An 18778-nucleotide genomic window follows, 5' to 3' on the forward strand; every position below is an offset into this window, starting at 1 on the left:
CTTAAGGGACTATGGCGCACGTATTGGACAGCTCTTCAGTTAACTTCACCATCGATCCGGTGGTGCTCGACCTCGGGCAGCGCTTTGTCGATGCCGGCTTTGAGCTGTCCCTGGTGGGTGGACCTGTGCGCGACCTCTTCTTGGGGAGGACATCCCCGGACCTCGACTTCACCACCGACGCCACGCCGGACCAGACGATCTCCGTCATCAAGAAGTGGGCGGACAACTTCTGGGAAATCGGGCGCGCCTTCGGCACCATCGGTATGAAGAAGAATGGCTTCCAGATCGAAGTCACCACGTACCGCGCCGAGGCTTACGACCCCGATTCGCGAAAGCCGGTGGTAGCGTTCGGCAACTCCCTGACCGACGATCTGCTGCGCCGCGACTTCACCATCAACGCCATGGCGCTGCGGCTGCCAAGCCTGGAACTCGTCGATCCCTTCGGTGGCGTCCGCGATCTCCACGCGTCCGAGCTCGCCACGCCAGGCGCCCCGGAGGCCTCTTTCTCCGACGATCCCCTGCGCATGATGCGCGCGGCCAGGTTCGCTTCCCAGCTGGGCGTGTCGGTTCACGACGACGTTCGGCTCGCCATGTCGCAGATGGCTGACCGCATCAAGATCATTTCCGCTGAGCGGGTCCGGGAAGAGCTGGTCAAGCTCATTAACGGAGCGCACCCGCGGGTAGGCATCGACCTCCTGGTGGACACAGGGCTCGCTGAGTTCGTGCTCCCTGAGGTTTCCGCCCTGCGTCTCGAAGCCGACGAACACCACCGGCACAAGGACGTGTACCAGCACTCGCTGCAGGTCCTTGAGCAGGCTGCCGCATTGGAAACGGGTCCTGACGGCCCCGTGCCCGGCCCCGATTTTGTGCTGCGGTTCGCTGCGTTGATGCACGACGTCGGCAAGCCGGCTACGCGCCGCTTTGAACCGGGCGGCGCGGTGAGCTTCCGCCACCACGACGTTGTGGGTTCCAAGCTGACAGCCAAGCGGATGAAGGCGTTGCGTTTCGACAATGAGTCCATCAAAGCCGTTTCCCGCCTGGTCGAATTGCACATGCGCTTCTACGGCTACGGCGATGCCGGCTGGAGCGACTCCGCAGTCCGCCGCTACGTGACCGACGCCGGACCCCTGCTGGAACGCCTGCACCGGCTCACCCGATCCGACGTCACCACGCGTAACCAGCGCAAGGCTGACCGTTTATCCTTCGCCTACGATGACCTTGAGCATCGCATTGCGGCGCTCATGGAGCAGGAATCGCTGGCAGCCGTTCGGCCGGACCTTGATGGAGCGCGGATCATGGCGCTCCTAGGACTCAAGCCCGGCCCCGTGGTGGGGCGGGCTTACAAGTTCCTTCTGGAGGAGCGCATGGAACATGGACCACTGTCCCCCGAGGAAGCTGAGCGGAAACTCTTGGCATGGTGGGAAGCGCAACCCGAGTCCGCCGTCGTCGAGCCTTTGACCGAAACTGAGGAGTCCTAATTGAACGGTGCCATTTCCCCGCGTCCGCAACTCTGGATCCTTCGACACGGCGAGACCGAATGGTCCAAGAGCGGTCAGTACACCGGCCTGACAGACCTTCCCCTCACTGTTGAGGGTGAGCAGCAGGCTGTTGAAGCCCGCAAGGTGCTGGAAAGCATCGACTTCGACCTCGTCCTGACCTCGCCACTGCGTCGCGCCCGCCGCACGGCGGAACTCGCGGGCTACCCGGAGGCCGTCCATGAGCCGCTGGCCGTCGAATGGAACTACGGCGACTACGAAGGCATCAGCTCTGACCTGATCCGCAAGGACAACCCGGACTACCTCATTTGGACTGATGGCGTACCCAACGGGGAAACCCTGGATGAAGTGGCTGCCCGGGCGGACAAAATCATTGGACGCGTCCTGGAATCCGGAATGGACAACGTCTTGATAGTGGCCCACGGTCATTTCTCCAGGATCCTCACCGCCCGCTGGCTCGAAATGGATGCCCGCGAAGGCCGGCACTTCATTCTTGGAACGGCGAAGGTCTGCACCCTTGGTTGGGATAAGCGGACGCCTGCAATTGTGCGTTGGGGACTCTAAAACACGAATTTAGAAAAACTTTTGGTGAAATAGCTAATTTCGCTGGTCAAACTCCTTCTTCATGAGGTAGCTTATATCTTGTTCCCAGAGCGACCCGCCGGGAACGAGGCGCGCATTCTCCGGTTCAGTCAGCTGGAACAATGCCACAGCAGGCTGCTTATCAGCCAGAAAAGGAGGTTGGGAAAAATGATTACTTTGACTAGCGGACGGAAGTTGACCGTCACCGCTACCCCGGCCTCTGCTGATGATCGACGCCATTTTTGCTCTCTGACCCACTCCTGAACTACCGGACCGGCTTGTCGCCGGCGGTGTTCTTGGCGGCCTTCCTTTCTTTGGATGGCTGAGTAGTCAGTTGTAGGCGCGGACCCACGCAGCATGCCGCGGGTGCGCAGTTTCCCCATAGTTCGGAACCAGCTTCTTGTTGGGTCGACTGCCGGAAGCACGCGCTATTGCACGATGAACCATTTTTGGTTCTGTCCGCAATCCCCTTATTACCATCGGCTATTTATGCCTATTTAGGCCTTGATTTCATTTGAATTCATATGGCTCTAATTGCTGTGCCTAAGTTCCGATTGTTTCTTTTGCGAAAGGAGGTGAACCATGCGAAAACGCCCCGAAGACATGCGCTTCTACAAGAGCACCGATGCTCCCAAGGACCGCACCCTGTTCAACGGCCAGCTGCTGGACCAGCGCCGTGAAGACGTCTACGTTGTCCTGCACCAGATGGGACTCATCCGCTGATTCCCTTCAGCCAGATCGAAGGAGTTCAGGTGCCACACATTCATGCTGAACCTCAAGGAGCCCACGCGGCTACGCGTGGGCTCCTCCCCTTTAACGCGGTGGACCGCCAACCCTCGAACCTCGCAGGACTGTAAGCTCGATCCCATGCAGGAGACGAAGCCTCACCGGCTACAAAAACGTGCCCGCTTTGTGGTTCCAAGCCGCAGCGACGCCCTGCTTCGGAACTTCACGGAACTGGTGGGCGGCCCCTTGGGCAAGCATTCCTCACCCGGCAAGATTTCGCCTGGACCGTTCACTGTGGAACGGGTCCTGATCGTCCTCACCGTTGTGGCTGCACTGCTCGCGGTACTCGCAAAGGATTACTGCCGCGTTCGTGGATGGGAGACTCCCGGCCAGTTCTATGCAACCTGCTATTCGGACTTCCCTGAGCTCTTCCGGAACCGCGGTCTCGGCGAGGGCATATTTCCTTTCTTCACCCAGGGCAGCCTGTTCGAGTATCCGGTGCTCATGGGCATCATCGCCGGTGTGACAGCTTCATTGGTGCCCGGCCAGGGGATGGGGAACGAACGACTCCTGGGCTACTTCGACGTCAACGCGACACTCATCGTTGCGGTTTGGATCGTTACGGTCCTCCTGACTGCAAGAGTCAATAGGCGCCGCCCTTGGGACGCCGCCATGGTGGCCGTAGCCCCCGGGATCATTTTGGCCGGATTCATCAACTGGGACATGTGGGCTGTGGGGCTGCTGGCCTTGGGGATGTACTTTTTCTCCAGGGACAAGCTGATTCTGGCCGGTGTGTGCATCGGGCTGGGCACAGCCACCAAGCTGTACCCGGTCCTCATCCTCGGTGCCGTGCTGGTACTGAGTCTGCGAACCGGCAAGCTACGAGCCTTCTTCATCACCGCTGGTGCGGCCGTAGCATCCTGGCTGGCGGTGAATTTGCCCATCGCGGCGATGAACCCGTCGGGCTGGCGATACTTTTTCGACTACAGCCAGGACCGACCGGCCGGCTACAGCTCGCCTTGGTTCGCTTACAACCTGGTGGCGGACAGGGTTCGGTGGGCCCAGGTGGACAGCGCAACCATTAACACGCTGGCCCTGTACCTGTTCGTCCTTGCATGCGTACTTATTGGTGCTCTGGCCTTGTATGCCCCACGGCGACCCCGTCTGGCCCAACTGGTGTTCCTGATAGTTGCCGCGTTCATCCTGACTAACAAGGTCTACTCTCCCCAATTCGTCATCTGGCTCATACCGCTCCTGGCTCTGGCCCGGCCCCGCTGGCGCGACTTCCTCATCTGGCAAGCTGTCGAGGGGCTGCACTGGGCGGCCGTCTGGATGTATCTGGGCCAAACGACCAGTGGCGGTTCCGTCCAGCACAACATTGATATGTCCTACTACGTTCTGGCGGTGGGCTTGCATATGGTCGCAACGGCATATCTCATGACGCGGGTGGTCATGGATCTTTGGGACCCTGCCCAGGATCCATTACGCGCGCAGGGCCAGGACGATCCCCATGGTGGACCATTCGACGGCGCCCGGGACTGGTTACGGCTCGACGTCTTACGCCCCTCCCGGTCGGTGCTGCCGTGGCGTCCACGGGCTGCGGTGGAGAATACCGATCCCAAAGCACCCCAGCATATGGAGGTAAACAGCGATGGTTGATGTCGCCGTCGTCGGCGCCGGGCCCAACGGCCTGGCCGCCGCAGTGGTTATGGCCCGCGCGGGCTTGAGTGTCCATCTCTACGAGGCAGCTGATGCGATCGGTGGGGGGTCGCGGACCAGTGAATTGATCGAACCCGGCTACCTTTACGACGTCTGTTCGGCAGTGCATCCCATGGCTGTGGCTTCGCCCTTCTTCCGCGCCTTTGAGTTGTCGCAGCGCGTGGACCTGAGGGTGCCGGAGGTGCAGCACGGCACGCCATTGGACATCGGAGGTGCGGCCCTTGCCTACCAGTCGCTGGATCGCACAGTGCAGGAGTTGGGTGTCGATGGACCCGCCTACCGTCGGCTACTTGAACCCTTGCTGGAGCGGGTGGACGGGGTGGTGGACTTTACGTCAAACCAACTCCTGCGCATTCCGAACGATCCGTTGGCGGCAGTCAGGTTTGGATTGGCGACGCTGGATCAGGGGACCCCGATTTGGATGCGCCGGTTCCGGGAAGAAGCCGCTCCTGCGCTACTGACTGGTGTGATGTCGCATGCCCTCGGCTCGCAGCCGTCCCTTAGCTCAACGGGTGCCGGGCTGTTGCTCAGCATCCTGGCCCACGCTGGCGGTTGGGTGATACCTGTTGGTGGCTCCATGTCCATTGCACGGGCCATGGCCGACGATCTCGCAGCGCACGGCGGCAGCATCCATGTGGGTGAACGCGTGAATTCGCTGGATCAGGTCCGACCCGCGAAGGCCATTCTGTTGGATGTTGCCCCGCCAACTCTGGCGCGGTTGGGTGGCTCGGAAGTTCCCGACCGCTACCGTCGTGCACTTGAGGCATTCCGCTTCGGGAATGCAGCATGCAAGGTGGACTTCATCCTGTCCGGACCTGTGCCCTGGCGTGATTCCGGATTGGCACGCGCCGGAACCGTCCACGTTGGTGGCTCACGGCGGGCAATGGCAGAGTCCGAGAACCTGGTGGACATGGGCAAACATCCAACGGAACCTTATGTCCTGGTGTCCCAGCCATCCGTGGTGGATTCGACGCGCGCGCCTGAAGGCCGACACGTTTTGTGGTCGTATTGCCACGTGCCTGCCAATTCGACGGTGGACATGGCCGAAGCTGTCACGGCACGAATTGACCGTTACGCGCCAGGCTTCCGGGACGTGGTGGTGGCATCAAAGACCACGACGGCGGCGGAATTGTCCGCCTACAACGAGAACTATGTTGGTGGAGACTTCAGTGCAGGCCTGTTGGACTTGCGTGGTCTGGTGCAACGGCCGGTTGTGTCCAACGTGCCATGGCGAACTCCTATGGAGGGCGTGTACCTGTGTTCCTCGTCAACGCCGCCTGGTCCCGGGGTTACGGGAATGCCCGGGTACCACGCGGCAAGATATGCCCTCAAAGACATATTCAAGATGCGAGTACCCGGGCTGGGCGTTGGGCTTTAGGACGTTTAGTTAGCGGCGGTGAAGCGGGCGCGGCGGTGAGCCGGGCTCTCGATCTCGTCCAGCATTGCTACTGCGTAGTCCTGCGTGGAGATGCTGTTGCCGGCCGGTGAATCCTTGGCAACCGTGTATTCACCCGTGCGCTCACCCGGCTGGATGACGGGAGCGGGAGCCAAGACGGTCCAGTCGATGGTCTCCGGGGTCTGCTTCACGGCTTCGAAGGCCTTGGCGGCAGTAGTGGCCTCAGCCTTGTAGGCCTCGGGGAAGTCGGGGGAATCGAGCAGGCGGACGCCATCAATCTCCAAGGTGCCGGCGCCGCCGACGATCATGAGCCGCGTTCCTTCGGCATTGCTGTAGGCGGAAGCCATCGCGTCGAGCCACTCTCCATGGTCGCCGCCGGTGCGGCTGGGGCCCGTAGCCAGCACAACGACGTCGTGATCCTGGGCGATGGAGGCGAATGCTTGGGCGTCGGCCAGATCGGCTGCCTGGGCAGCGGCTCCAGGAACCTCAGCGCCCTTGCGGGAGATGGCTGTTACCTCATGGCCGCGGGTGATGGATTCGTTGACGATCTGGCTGCCGACCATACCGGTTGCGCCGTAGACTGCGATTTTCATAGCTCTCCTTGAGGTTGGTATCCTTACAACAACGCCAACGGTATCCAGCGGATACTGATAGCTTCAAAGGAACCTAGTTACCTTAGGGATACTGACCTCGTGGACAATACTGAACTCCCCGGAAACATCCTGGACCCCAACTGTCCCTCGCGGGTGGTCTTCCAGCGCATCGGCGACAAATGGGCTTCGTTGGTGATTCAAGTGCTCGGTGACGGGCCGGTCCGCTTTTCGGAACTGCGCAAAATGGTGAACGTAGTTACTCCCAAGGTCTTGACGCAAACACTGCGTGCCTTGGAGCGCGACGGCCTGATTACGCGGACCGTCTACGCACAGGTACCGCCGCGGGTGGAGTATCAGCTGACAGCTTTGGGCGAGTCCCTGCTGAGGCCGCTCACCATGTTGCGCCACTGGGCCGAGAGTCATGTGCCCACCATTCTCGAAGCGCGTGACGCCTACGACGAAGCACAGGACGAAGCTCTCCTCGGCTCCCCCAAGTAGGTCGCAGTTCAGGTCGTTCTGAACGCTGGGAACGACCTGAACTGCGACCTAGTTGGGCTGAGCGGACGGGACCAGCGCGCGGCTGACTTGTCCGTCGCGCATTGTGGCGACGGCATCGGTGAGAGGTAGGAACTCGGTGTCGTGAGTGACCATGATGGTGGCCGTCTGGAATTCATCCGTGACCTGCCGGAGTAGGCGGACGATCGACTCGCTGCGCCCGTGGTCGAGTGCAGCCGTTGGTTCATCGACGAGAAGGACAGTTGGGTTTCCCATGAGGGCCCTCGCAATATTCACCCTTTGGCGTTGGCCCCCGGACAGCTGGTGTGGCCTCTTGTGCGCCGCCCCGGACAGGCCGACGACGTTCAGTAGTTCCGCCGCGTTCTCCCGTTCGTCGCGCACGGGCTTTCCCCGCAGATGTTCGCGGATCAGCAGCTGCTCGACGGCGGTCAGTGCCGGCAGGAGGTTGGGTTGCTGGAAGATGATGCCCACCTTGTCCCGTCGGAGGGCTGTGCGTTCGGCCTCCGAAAGGGCGGACACATCCTGTCCGTCGATCATGACCTGTCCCGCCGTAGGTTCGACCAGAGTTGCGGCGACGGCCAGGAGTGAGGACTTGCCGGATCCGGAAGGACCCACAAGGGAGAGGAATTCACCCTTGCGGACATTGAGGTTGACGGCGTCCAGTGCCTTGAGGGTGGAGCCACCGTCAGGGTATTCGAGGGAGATGTTGTTGAGGTTCAGTGCCCTATTCACGATGTATGCCTTTCAGGGAATTCTTAGTTGCCGCCGAGGGCAAGCAGTGGATCGACCTTGGTGACGTTTCTGACCGCCAGCACAGCCCCTGCTAAGCCGAGGAGGACGATCCCTGCTATGGGAATCAGCGTGGTCATAGGTGTGATCAGAAAGGGTGCCGCTTGAGCCGCGAAGAATCCGCCCGCCACGCCAATCAGTCCGCCCACCCCGGCACCGATCAGGAGAACCAGGGCTGCCTGGGCAAGAGCATCCCGCAGAACATAGCCCGACGAAGCTCCCAGGGCTCTGAGGACTGCGATGTCACGCGTGCGCTGCACGGTCCACACAGTCAGGAACGCGACGATCACCAAGGCTGAGATGCCGTAAAGAAATGCCTGCATGAGCATAAGTGACCCGTTCTCACTCTTATACGAGGCCAAGGCTTGGAAGGAACCCACGGGGTCCATGCTGACCGTGCCAGCCGCCGCGTTGGCGCCGTCGACGTCCACCGAAGATCCGCCGTCGAAAGTCACGGCGACAACAGTTGCAGTGCCAGGGGCCGCGTGCGCGATTTTCCGCCACGTGTCGAGCGTCGTCCAGACCACTACGGTGTGGGAGTACCACTGGTCCTCCACAACCTCGGCCACGGTGAGGTCCTTCCCACCCACCCGGACCAGGCTGCCGGCCTCCAGCGACAGCTCCTTGGCCAGGGTTTCGCCAATCACCACCGTCCCGCCCTCCACAGCTGCCGGAGCCGTTGCCCCGCCAAAGACGGCGATGTTCGCCGTACCGCTCGGTCCGCCACCGGCACCTAGCGACTGGACACGCGTTTGGCTGATTCCGAGTGCCTGCGCCGAAGTAACGCCTGGCTGTTTCCGCCAAGCTTCAAGCTGCGCGGAGGAAACCTCCGACTCCGTGTAGGACGCTTTCGGCTCCCCGCCGGCAGGTGCGCCGAAGACGATCCGCTGAACGGGCAGGGCCCCAATGGCCGACGTCGACTGGTTGCCCAAGCCCGCCGTCAGCCCGGAAAGCATGACGAGCAACAAGGTGATCAGGGCGACGACGCTAGCCATGAGGGCAAAACGGCCCTTGGCGAAACGGATGTCGCGGATGGCAAGAAACATCGGATTCCTTCGACTCAATGCGGGCTTGATCCCGTCCATATCAACTCTTCCGGCGATGCGTCGAAGGGACATCGGGAGCCGGATGGATTGGCTGGCATCGTGGGGTTGAGCTGACGATCAACCGAATGGTTGATTCAGGCTTCAGGCGGCGGAAACGCGGGTTCAGAGAGGAACGTCGGGGATACGCTGGGAGGCATGCAGTCTCCTGTTGGCGCCGCCACAATCCTCCGCGTGCTGCGCGTGAGCCTGCATGTCGGTTTCGCGGTTCTGCTACTGGTTGCCGTTGTCCGTTTGCTGACGGGAATGGGAACCAGCGGGGCACCGTCGGCTCTGGCCGTGGCCGCGGGACTGGGGCTTTCGGCCTTACTGGCGCTGGTGTATCTCAGTGGCACGCTCCTGGAAACGCGTCATGCAAGTGACGCGACGCGCTTCAATCCCACACCCTACGCACGTTGGTGGCTGGGCGCGGTGATGCTCGTATGGCTGCTGCTCCTCCTGGTCAGCAGCGACTTCGCATGGGTGGCCTTCCCCCTGTTTTTCCTGCAGCTGCACGTGCTCCCCCGGCGTTTGGCACTCCCCGCGATTGCGGTGAGCACGGCCCTTCTGGTGGCTACCCTGTGGTTCCACAGCCGGGGAGCGTCCGGCGGCGGCCTGCAGCTGGCGATGATCCTGGGACCGGTGTTCGGGGCCGTCTTCGCGGTGGTTACAGGGCTGGCGTACCGTGCCTTGTTCCTCGAAGCTGAAAACCAGCGCACTGTTGCTGACGAGCTTCGCAGAACACGGGCAGAACTTGCCCGAACCCAGCACGACGCCGGCATGCTGGCTGAACGTGAACGGCTTGCCCGGGAAATCCACGACACCCTGGCCCAGGGCTTCTCAAGCATCGTCCTGATGGGCAGGTCCGCGGAGAAAGCTTTGGATGACGGTGACGCGACTGCGGCGAAAGAGCGGTTGCGGACGGTACAGGACACGGCGTCGGCCAATTTGGCTGAAGCGCGCAGCTTCGTTCGCGGACTGCGTTCGCCTGATCTTGCGGAGTCGGGACTCGTGGACACCCTCCGCCGACTCTGTGGGAAAACGGAAACCGAGGCTGCTGCACGGGGATCTGCGTTGCGCTGCCGCTTCGAGCTGGTGGGTACGCCTATGGAACTGCCGAACACGTATCAGACCACCCTGCTGCGGGCCGCCCAGGCTTCCCTCGCGAACGTGTGGGCGCACGCCCAGGCACGCGCCGCCGTCGTGACCCTGTCCTTCCTCGGCGAGGAGGTGACCTTGGACGTTTTCGACGACGGTGTTGGTTTCGAACCGTCGACGGCGGTGGGTCCAGCGCGTGGCGACGGGACCGGCGTCGGACTTCAGGGCTTGCGGGAACGGCTGGCCGCGCTGGACGGCCGCTTGGAGATCGAGTCCGCACCCGGTGAAGGGACAGTGGTTGCGATTCGCGTGCCGCTGCCGTCGGATGAAGGTGCTGCGTGAGTGATATCCGTGTGTTGCTGGTGGACGACCACCCGGTAGTTCGTGCGGGGCTGCGGGCAATGCTCGCCGACTTTCCGGGTGTCACGGTGGTGGCTGAAGCGGCGAATGGTGACGCTGCCCTGGTGGAACTCAGCAGGCTGCACACCCTCGGCGAGCCCGTGGACCTGGTGCTCATGGATCTGCAGATGGGCAGCGGCATGGACGGCGTGACAGCTACGGAAAAGATCAAGGCAGGCGAGGCCGGTACTCCCCCGCCACCGGTGCTGATTCTGACGACTTACGACACCGACGCCGACATCCTCGCTGCGGTGGAGGCGGGTGCCAGCGGCTACATGCTCAAAGACGCCCCGCCGGAACAGATTCGACAAGCAGTATTGTCCGCGGCGGCGGGTCAAACCGCACTGGCACCTGAGGTTGCGGCGCGGCTCATGGGCCGCATTCGGAATCCTTCGCCGGCTTTGAGCGCCCGGGAAGTCCAGCTGTTGGAGCTCTTGGCGACCGGGATGAGCAATCGTGCCATTGCCAAGCAACTCTTCATTTCCGAGGCCACGGTGAAGACGCACTTGGTGCACATCTACTCGAAGCTTGGTGTCGACAACCGAACCGCTGCCATTGCCGTAGCGACGCAGCGCAGGATCATCCGGGGTCGCTAACTTGCGCCCAACTGGGTCGCAGTTCAGGTCGTTATCAGGGCTCAAAGCGACCTGAACTGCGACTTAGTTGGGTAAGGAAGTTTGGTGAAACGGTTGACCTTTCGCCCATTTGCAGTGACGATTAGTGCACGTTTCGCTATGAGTTAGATCACAAACAGTCACTCGTCGAAAGTTGGCCCCACATGTCCATACCCTCCTTGGGCTTGTCCGGTGCTGTCCCCAACAGCTCCGGACACACCAGAAAAGGTTCGCTAGCCCGGAAGGCCGCCTCCCTCGGCCTCGCCTCGCTGCTCCTCGCCGGAACCATCCCCGCACTCACCTTTGCCTCAGCTGCCAATGCCGCTCCCGGTGACCCCGCCGCCATCAAGGCCGTCACCCCCGAGGTCCCTGTGGACGCCGCTGGAGTACCACTCGGAGCGGTGAACGGATTCACCCAGACCAGCAACGTCGTCGACCTTTCCGCAGAAAAAGGCGCCATCCGCGTCACATTCCTGGACGACGGCAATTTCCGGTTGGAAGCCGACCCCAGCGGGAAGTTCACCGACCCCGCCAATACTGACCAAGGCGATCCGGCCAGGACCGCCAACATCGTGGTGGGCAAGGACAAGTTCCCCGGTATCACCCCGACAGTTACCGACGGCGACTGGCTGGTCCTGAAGACCGCGAAGATCAGCGTCGAGATCAACAAAGCCACTACCCAACTCCGTGTTCTCAGGGCTGACGGCTCGCTGGTCCTGGAGGAGTCCGCACCCATCACCTTCGGCGCCAACTCGGCCACGCAGCACCTCGCCCAGCAGGACGGTGAGCAGTTCATCGGTGGTGGCATGCAGAATGGCCGCTCGGTCCACACCGGGGCCCTGATCAACATTGCCAGGAACTTCGACTGGGACGACGACGGCTACCCCAACGCCGTGCCGTACTACATGTCGTCCAAGGGCTACGGCGTCCTCCGTGACACGTTTGCGCGCGGCTCTTACAACTTCAGCGCCCAGCCAACCACCACGCACGAAGAAAAGCGCTTTGACGCCTACTACTTCGTGGGCGACTACAAGCAGTCGCTGGGCGCCTACACCACGTTGACCGGTAAGCCGATGATGCCCCCGGTCTACGCCCTGGAGTATGGCGATGCTGACTGCTACAACCGCTCCAACCCGGGCTATTCTTCCTCCGGTTTCGGCGATCCGGACGGCGCCAAGCAGCGCACACCGGACGCCATTAAGACTGCCCGGAAGTTCGTCGAGAATGACATGCCCGCCGGCTGGATGCTGGTCAACGACGGCTATGGCTGTGAATACCAGCAACTTCCGGAAACCGTGAGCAACATCGAGGAAGAAACCGACCTCAAAGTGGGACTCTGGACGCAGCGCTCTTTGACCAACCAGGAATACGAAGTGGGCGAGGCCGGAGTCAGGCTTCGCAAACTCGATGTCGCCTGGGTGGGGCAGGGTTATCGCCAGGCACTCACGGGTTGCGAAGCTGCCCACGGCGGCATTGAACAGTACTCCGACGCCCGCGGCACGTCGCTGATGGTGGAAGGTTGGGCTGGCTCGCAGCGCTGCGGCATGCAGTGGACGGGTGACCATTCAGGAAATCTCGACGCCGTCCGCTGGCAAATCTCCGCCCTCACCGGCGCCGGTAACTCAGGTTTGGCATTCACCACCGGTGACGTTGATGGCATCTTCGGTGGCTCCGCTGAGTCCTACGTCCGGGACCTCCAGTGGAAGGCCTTCGCCCCGGCGCTGTACTCCATGTCCGGCTGGGCTGCCACTGACAAGCGTCCTTGGCTCTACGGTGATGAGGCGACGGCCATCAACCGTCAGTACCTCCAGCTCCGCCAGCAGCTCATGCCCTTCATCTATACCCTGGCCCAGGAATCGTCGGCTACAGGCGTTTCCATGATGCGTTCCATGGCACTGGAGTTCCCTGACCAGGAATGGTCCTACGGCGCCGAGGCGAACAACCAGTTCATGCTCGGTTCCGACTTCCTGGTTGCACCGGTCTTCACCCAGACGGATGTCCGCAATGGCATTTTCCTCCCGGCAGGTCAGCAATGGGTTGATTACTGGACCGGCAAGCTCTACCAGGGCGGCCAGATCCTCAATGGTTACAGCGCACCGCTGGACAGGCTGCCGGTGTTCGTTCGTGCAGGTGCAGTGATCCCACAAGGCATTGTGGCCCGTAACGCGTCTCTGGTTCCGGAAGATTCCATGATCACGTTGGACGTCTATGCGAAGGGCCAGGACACCTTCACTCTCTACGAGGATGACAAGGTCACCCGGGAATTCAAGGATGGCAAGTCCTCCAGCCAGCTCTTCGCTGTGGACGCCCCGGGCACTGGTAACAGCAGCGTGAAGATCTCCATCGGTGAGCGGAAGGGCGACTACACCGGCAAGGCAGCGGCACGTCCCTACGAATTGAAAGTCCATGCGGGTGCAGCGCCCAAGGACGTGAAGATCGGCGGCACCAAGCTGGCGCAACACTCCACAGAGGCCGCCTACGCCGCAGCAACCACGGGTTGGTATTTCGATGAGGCCAACAACGGCACCATCTGGGTCAAGACAGGTTCCATTGCTTCAAACCAGTCAGCCACGGTTCAGCTCCAGCAGGCCGGTCCACTGGGCGGCAAGAGCCAGGAGGACAGCGCAGCGGAAGTTCGCGTGACCACGGGACAGCAGGTCTTCCAGGACCAGGAAACCACGGTCACAGGTGCATTCGTGAACACCGGAACCAAGGCAAAGAGCAATGTGGTCCTGACCCCGGTTCTTCCCGAGGGCTGGACAGTGGTTTCTTCCTCCGGAGCAACCGCGGCCAAGGTTGAAGGCGGCGCGACGGCCACCGCCACGTTCGTCATCAAACCGGGGACCAGCGCCAAGGCTGGCCAACAGACTGTGCGGGTTTCGGCGTCGTACGCTGCTTCTGACTCCAGCACGCAAACAGTGACCGGCGGCAACCAGATCTACGTCGCCTACGGTTCCTTGGCTGCCGCTTACAACACCGTTTCGGTGACTACAGTGGCGGGCAAGGCGCTCGGAAACTTCGACGGCGGAGGGGCTACCTTCGCTGCCGAGCAGCTGGCTGCCGCTACGGTCCCTGCCGGTGGTGTCCGGCCGGGGAGCACGGTAACAGTGGACGCCGGAAAACCATCGCAGGTTGACTACATGTGGCCTGCGGTTGGACCGGACGTGCCCAATTCAGTAGCACTCTCTGCCCAGACCATCGCCGTCCAGGGCAAGGGCACCCACTTGGCGGTCCTTGGATCTGCCGCAGTGGGTAACGGAACGAGCCCGACTTTGACCCTGACCTATGCGGATGGGACCACTGAGCAGCAGTCCATCTTCTTCCCTAACTGGTTGCAGCCGTCCGTCCTCAACGGGGCAGTGGTGGCCGTGTCCGAGCAAGGCCGCAATAACGCCAACGGACCGTCGCCAGAGTACACGCAGTACAAGTACCAGGCCTTTTCCAACACGGTTCGGCTCAACCCCACCAAAGAGTTGGCATCCGTCATCCTGCCTACCGACACCCGGGTGAAGTTCTTCGATTGGAAGGTGACATCGCAGCCCCTGCCGGACGTTCCGGTTGGTTCTGTATACGCCTCTGAAACGCCGTGGGTCCAAGCTTTGAACGGTTACGGCGTGATCGGTAAGAACGTGGCGAACAAGGACTCGGCGTCGTCCCCGGACAAACCGTTGGCCATCAATTACACGGACCCTGCCACCGGTCAGCAACCTGTGTTCAGCAAAGGCCTGGGCGTCCACGCTTCGTCCAAGATCACCTATTACCTGGGTGGCAAGTGCACCTCGTTCACCTCCCAGGTTGGACTTGAAAGTGGCTTCGGCGGCAACATCATCTTCAAGGTCAATGCCGACGGCGTGAACAAGTACCAGTCGCGCACGTACACACCGGGATTCGCCCCTGAATCGGTGTCCGTGGATCTTACGGGTGCTGCGTATGTGGAATTGGTGGTGGACCCCTCCGGATCCATCAACGGAGCGCATGGTGTCTGGGGTGATGCCAAGTTCACGTGCGCTCCTTAGCCTGACTTTGCGGACCGCCGTCGCTCGCCACCTCCGTCCGGGCGTGGTGGGCGGCGGCGTCCGTTTAGCGGGCACCACAAGAAACTGTCAGGGGAACCGGGCATAATGTCGCAAATGGGGAAATTGAAAATACATAGCCTTGTACTAGGTCTCGTATCGCTGGTGATGGCTGGTTCATTGACCGCCTGCGATGACGGCCGCGCGGGTGCGGAAGGAGCAGCCAAGCAGCTGGCGTCCTCGCTGGCGGCGCTCGACGTCGGCCAACTGGCCGTTGAGGGCAAGGACGCTGCCGCGGCCAACGATCAACTCAAAGCCGTGTTCGAGGGACTCGACGCCAAGCCGGCGGTCGCATCCGGCGACGTAAAACTCGACGGCGACACCGCAACTTTTCCCCTTAACTACACCTGGAACATCGGCTCGGCCAAGTGGGAGTACAGTTCCGAGGCCACGCTGAAGAAGTCCGGCGACAAGTGGGCTGTCCAATGGACCCCTGCACTTCTGGCTCCGGAACTCTCTGAGGGTGAAACCCTGTCGGTCAAAACCGTTCCCGCCCAACGTGGTCAGATCCTCGGCGCCGGGGATGCTCCGATCGTTGAGGACCGTCCGGTCTTCCGTGTGGGCATCGACAAAACCAAGGTTCCGGCAGATCAGGCCGACGCCTCTGCCCGTGCCATTGCGACGCTGCTCGGGCTCGACGCAGAAGAATACGCTAAGCAGGTTGCCGGCTCAGGTCCGGAGGCTTTCGTCGAGGGCATCGTGCTGCGTGCTTACACGGCCGAGATCACTGAGGCGAAAATCGAGGCCATTCCGGGCGGTTCGAGCATCCTGGACTCAATGGCTTTGGCTCCCACCCGGACTTTTGCCCGCGCCTTGTTGGGCAGCGTTGGCCAGGCCAGTGCCGAACAGATTGAAAACTCCAACGGTGCGCTGCGTGCCGGGGACACCACGGGTACCGGCGGCCTGCAGCAGAAGTACGACTCATTACTGCGAGGCAAAGACGGCGTGGAAGTCCTCGCCACGCCCGCGGAGAAGTCTGAAGGCGAGACGCTGGGCACCAAGGTGTTCTTCTCGTCTCTCCCGTCCCCCGGCACTACGCTCAAAACCACCCTTGACCTGAAGCTCCAGCAGCTGGCGGAAGAGACGCTGGCCGGTGTTGGACCGGCATCCGCGATTGTTGCCCTCAAGCCGTCCACCGGAGCTGTCCTTGCTGCTGCATCGGGACCCGGCAGTAACGGGTACAACACGGCTTTGCTCGGTCAGTATGCGCCAGGTTCCACGTTCAAGATCGTCGATTCCCTGGCGATGTTCCGCAATGGCACCACACCGGACTCGAAGGTTGAGTGCCCCTCAACGCTGACTGTGGACGGCCGCACGTTCAAAAATGCCGAAGGCTATCCGGAAAGCTCCCTTGGCTCGGTGACCCTGCGGGACGCGTTCGCGCACTCCTGCAACACGGCCTTCATCAACGCCCGTGATGCCGTGAGCCAGGATCAGCTCGAATCTGCAGCCCAGGCCCTTGGCGTAGCGGTTGAAGCCCCCAAGCTCGGGGCTGATGCGTTCCTGGGTTCGGTTCCTGGCGCTGCCGAAGGTACCGAGCATGCTGCTTCCATGATTGGACAGGGCAAGGTGCTGTTTTCCCCGCTCTCGGCCGCCGTCATGGCTGCGTCCGTCGCCAACGGCGCGCCCGTTTCTCCGCAGCTTGTGTTGAACGCCGACGCCGCCCAGAATCCCGGCGCCGCCCAGAACCCCAGCGCCAGTGCTACGCCCACCGAAAGTGGCACCGCATCGCCGTCGTCCGCTTCAGTCAGCGCCGTTCCCGTATCACCGGCGTCCACCAAGCCGATCACGAAGGAAGAAGCCGCTGCGCTCTCAGACATGATGCGGGCCGTGGTGACCTCCGGACACGCTGGATTCCTCGCAGAAGTCCCCGGGACGCCAGTAGGGGCAAAGACCGGTACCGCGGAGTTTGGCAATGACAACCCGCCCAAGACGCACGCGTGGATCGTAGCGACGCACGGAGACCTGGCAGTTGCCGTGTTCGTGGAAGAAGGCGGCCTGGGTGCCACCACCAGCGGACCCTTACTGAAGTCCTTCCTTACTGCGGCGGGCTGACGCCATTTGGGTGCGGAGTCGTCCGCACCTTCCAGAGCAACAGGGCAGTTCGTGGGATAGGCCCGAGAAGGGCTAAAGCCAGGACCGGCACCAGGAAAAGTCCGACGTCGGGAAACTGGCGGACGATGACGTTCAGGTTCGTGTCAAACCTGGCGGGTGCATAAGCGAAGCACAACCATAGTGCGAACGCATCCAAGACAAGCGCGCTAAAAGCCAAGGTGAGTGGCTTCCACTTTCGGGATGATGCGCGGTTCCTGAGCAGGATGGAAAGTGCCAGCCCCAAACTGAACAACTCCGCGAGCAGCAACGCCAGTGCGACGGCCCAGCTATAGCGCTGCAGCCAGTCCTCTTGCACAACTGTGGGAGCAAGCGGCTGCCCGTGGAGGATCCGCAGGACATTGGTATCCACGGCCTTCAGTCGTGAGGGTGCAGAGGTGTCATTGGCGTTCATAACCAACGCGACACCAATTCCGGAAGCAGGAATCATTGCAAGGTACGTGTGGGAGTTGCCCCACTCGCCCTGGTGTTCCAGCAGCAGCGGCAATTCTCCCTCCGGTGGTTGCCTTGAAGGATCTGCGGACTCCACAAGTGGACGGCTGAACCACCCCATGCCGTACTTCTTGGAGCCGTCCACCTGCACGCGGGGCTCAAACATCGCGTTCACGCTTTGTGGCTGGAGGATGCGGGCGTCGGCGTACCGCCCCTGCCCCAGTAACGCCCTTAGCTCGTGACCCAGGTCCTCGGCGGAGGAGTACATGGTGGTGGACGGCATGCCAGTGGCCGGTGCAGGCGCATCCGTCTGACGCCAAAACGAGCCGAACCACAGCGAATAGCCGGCAGCCACATTGTCTGTGCGGGCAGCCGCTTGTGTCGGGTGGCTGTGGATCATGTTTAAGGGTTCGAAGACGTGCTGCCTCACATAGTCGCCGAAAGGCTGGCCCGAGACCGTTTGAACCAAGAGGCCCAGAATGTTGTAGTTTGCGTTGGCATACCCGAAGGTTTCGCCAGATGACCTGGCCAGAGGGGCCCCTGACAGTGCACGGACACCTTCTTCCAACGCTTCGGGACCTTGGGTGTCGCTGCCTTCAAACGCGGTACCTGCTGAAGCCATTCCGCTGGTTTGGTGCAGCAGATGGCGGACTGTGATCGCGGACGCGCGGCTGTCCTTCAACGCAAACCACGGCAAGTACGTCTGGACACGCTCATCCAATTCCAGCCTGCCCGCCTCAACCTGCTGCATCACGGCAATCGCCGTGAGTGACTTGGTGGTGGACGCCAGTAGCACGGGCGTTTGAGCGGTCATCCGCCTTCCCGAGTCGTCGGCGCGGCCAAACGCAGCCGAATGCACCTGGACGCCATGCTGGACAACCACGACGGCGGCACCAGGAACCCCCAGCGTCTCAAGCTGATCTCGGAGGAAGGCGTCCAACACCCCATAGGCCGATCCTGGGATCTCCGCAGTCTCTGCCGGGATTGTGGCGTTGCCGGCTGCCGTCGGGCCAAGGCCGCCCAGAATGGTGGCGGCCAGCAAGCAAGCGTGAAGGCTTCGCGATGACCGGGAATCAATGTGCATGCCATCACCTGCCCTGGGCTGACTGTCTCTTCACGGTAGCTCTTCACGGCAGCGGGGGACAGAAGGA

The 18778-nt window shown here is 61.9% G+C and carries 15 protein-coding genes; 10 read left to right on the forward strand and 5 right to left on the reverse strand.

Annotated features, from left to right (window positions below):
- Nucleotides 1-11: 11 nt before the first annotated feature.
- The gene (locus M1D89_RS02125; RefSeq protein ID WP_498647592.1) at nucleotides 12-1478 is read left to right on the forward strand and encodes a CCA tRNA nucleotidyltransferase; all 1467 of its coding nucleotides are present in this window, start codon (nucleotides 12-14) and stop codon (nucleotides 1476-1478) included.
- The gene (locus tag M1D89_RS02130) at nucleotides 1479-2060 is read left to right on the forward strand and encodes a histidine phosphatase family protein (RefSeq protein WP_498647594.1); all 582 of its coding nucleotides are present in this window, start codon (nucleotides 1479-1481) and stop codon (nucleotides 2058-2060) included.
- A gap of 33 nt (nucleotides 2061-2093) precedes the next feature.
- Here the strand turns inward: M1D89_RS02130 and M1D89_RS02135 are convergent, their stop codons facing one another.
- Nucleotides 2094-2318, reverse strand: a complete 225-nt coding sequence (locus M1D89_RS02135; RefSeq protein WP_498647596.1) for a hypothetical protein — start codon at nucleotides 2316-2318, stop codon at nucleotides 2094-2096.
- A gap of 342 nt (nucleotides 2319-2660) precedes the next feature.
- Here M1D89_RS02135 and M1D89_RS02140 point away from each other — a divergent pair, with 342 nt between their 5' ends.
- The 3 genes from M1D89_RS02140 to M1D89_RS02150 all read left to right on the forward strand — a co-directional run bounded on the left by M1D89_RS02140 (nucleotide 2661) and on the right by M1D89_RS02150 (nucleotide 5901).
- Nucleotides 2661-2801, forward strand: coding sequence for a hypothetical protein (locus tag M1D89_RS02140; protein ID WP_017197242.1), 141 nt, complete (start codon nucleotides 2661-2663; stop codon nucleotides 2799-2801).
- A gap of 144 nt (nucleotides 2802-2945) precedes the next feature.
- Nucleotides 2946-4463: a glycosyltransferase family 87 protein gene (locus tag M1D89_RS02145; RefSeq protein WP_498647598.1), complete on the forward strand. Its 1518-nt coding sequence runs from the start codon at nucleotides 2946-2948 to the stop codon at nucleotides 4461-4463.
- Nucleotides 4456-5901: a phytoene desaturase family protein gene (locus tag M1D89_RS02150; protein WP_498647600.1), complete on the forward strand. Its 1446-nt coding sequence runs from the start codon at nucleotides 4456-4458 to the stop codon at nucleotides 5899-5901. Before M1D89_RS02145 ends, M1D89_RS02150 begins: the two co-directional genes overlap by 8 nt.
- A 5-nt stretch (nucleotides 5902-5906) precedes the next feature.
- On the opposite strand, the gene M1D89_RS02155 is transcribed toward M1D89_RS02150, so the two are convergent.
- A complete protein-coding gene (locus tag M1D89_RS02155) occupies nucleotides 5907-6512 on the reverse strand; it encodes an NAD(P)-dependent oxidoreductase (RefSeq protein WP_498647602.1) in 606 nt (201 codons plus the stop codon).
- A gap of 99 nt (nucleotides 6513-6611) precedes the next feature.
- On the opposite strand from M1D89_RS02155, the gene M1D89_RS02160 reads away from it, so the two are divergent.
- The gene (locus M1D89_RS02160) at nucleotides 6612-7010 is read left to right on the forward strand and encodes a winged helix-turn-helix transcriptional regulator (protein WP_498647604.1); all 399 of its coding nucleotides are present in this window, start codon (nucleotides 6612-6614) and stop codon (nucleotides 7008-7010) included.
- A gap of 48 nt (nucleotides 7011-7058) precedes the next feature.
- Here the strand turns inward: M1D89_RS02160 and M1D89_RS02165 are convergent, their stop codons facing one another.
- Nucleotides 7059-7760, reverse strand: coding sequence for an ABC transporter ATP-binding protein (locus M1D89_RS02165; RefSeq protein WP_498647606.1), 702 nt, complete (start codon nucleotides 7758-7760; stop codon nucleotides 7059-7061).
- A gap of 23 nt (nucleotides 7761-7783) precedes the next feature.
- Entirely contained in the window at nucleotides 7784-8863 is a 1080-nt protein-coding gene (locus M1D89_RS02170; protein WP_498647608.1) for an ABC transporter permease, read from the reverse strand.
- 195 nt (nucleotides 8864-9058) lie between these two features.
- Between M1D89_RS02170 and M1D89_RS02175 the strand changes: the two genes are divergently transcribed.
- The 4 genes from M1D89_RS02175 to M1D89_RS02190 all read left to right on the forward strand — a co-directional run bounded on the left by M1D89_RS02175 (nucleotide 9059) and on the right by M1D89_RS02190 (nucleotide 17138).
- Entirely contained in the window at nucleotides 9059-10339 is a 1281-nt protein-coding gene (locus M1D89_RS02175; protein WP_498647610.1) for a sensor histidine kinase, read from the forward strand.
- On the forward strand, nucleotides 10336-10992 hold the full coding sequence (locus M1D89_RS02180) for a response regulator (RefSeq protein WP_498647612.1): 657 nt from the start codon (nucleotides 10336-10338) through the stop codon (nucleotides 10990-10992). The genes M1D89_RS02175 and M1D89_RS02180 overlap by 4 nt, the downstream gene beginning before the upstream one ends.
- Before the next feature lie 182 nt (nucleotides 10993-11174).
- Complete coding sequence (locus M1D89_RS02185; RefSeq protein ID WP_498647614.1) at nucleotides 11175-15026, forward strand: NPCBM/NEW2 domain-containing protein; 3852 nt, start codon at nucleotides 11175-11177, stop codon at nucleotides 15024-15026.
- Nucleotides 15027-15131: 105 nt separating this feature from the next.
- Nucleotides 15132-17138: a penicillin-binding transpeptidase domain-containing protein gene (locus M1D89_RS02190; protein ID WP_498647616.1), complete on the forward strand. Its 2007-nt coding sequence runs from the start codon at nucleotides 15132-15134 to the stop codon at nucleotides 17136-17138.
- Here M1D89_RS02190 and M1D89_RS02195 read toward each other — a convergent pair.
- The gene (locus M1D89_RS02195; RefSeq protein WP_498647618.1) at nucleotides 17122-18711 is read right to left on the reverse strand and encodes a serine hydrolase domain-containing protein; all 1590 of its coding nucleotides are present in this window, start codon (nucleotides 18709-18711) and stop codon (nucleotides 17122-17124) included. The two genes, M1D89_RS02190 and M1D89_RS02195, sit on opposite strands and share 17 nt — an antisense overlap.
- Nucleotides 18712-18778 lie beyond the last annotated feature (67 nt).

Source organism: Arthrobacter sp. D3-18, from assembly GCF_054408525.1.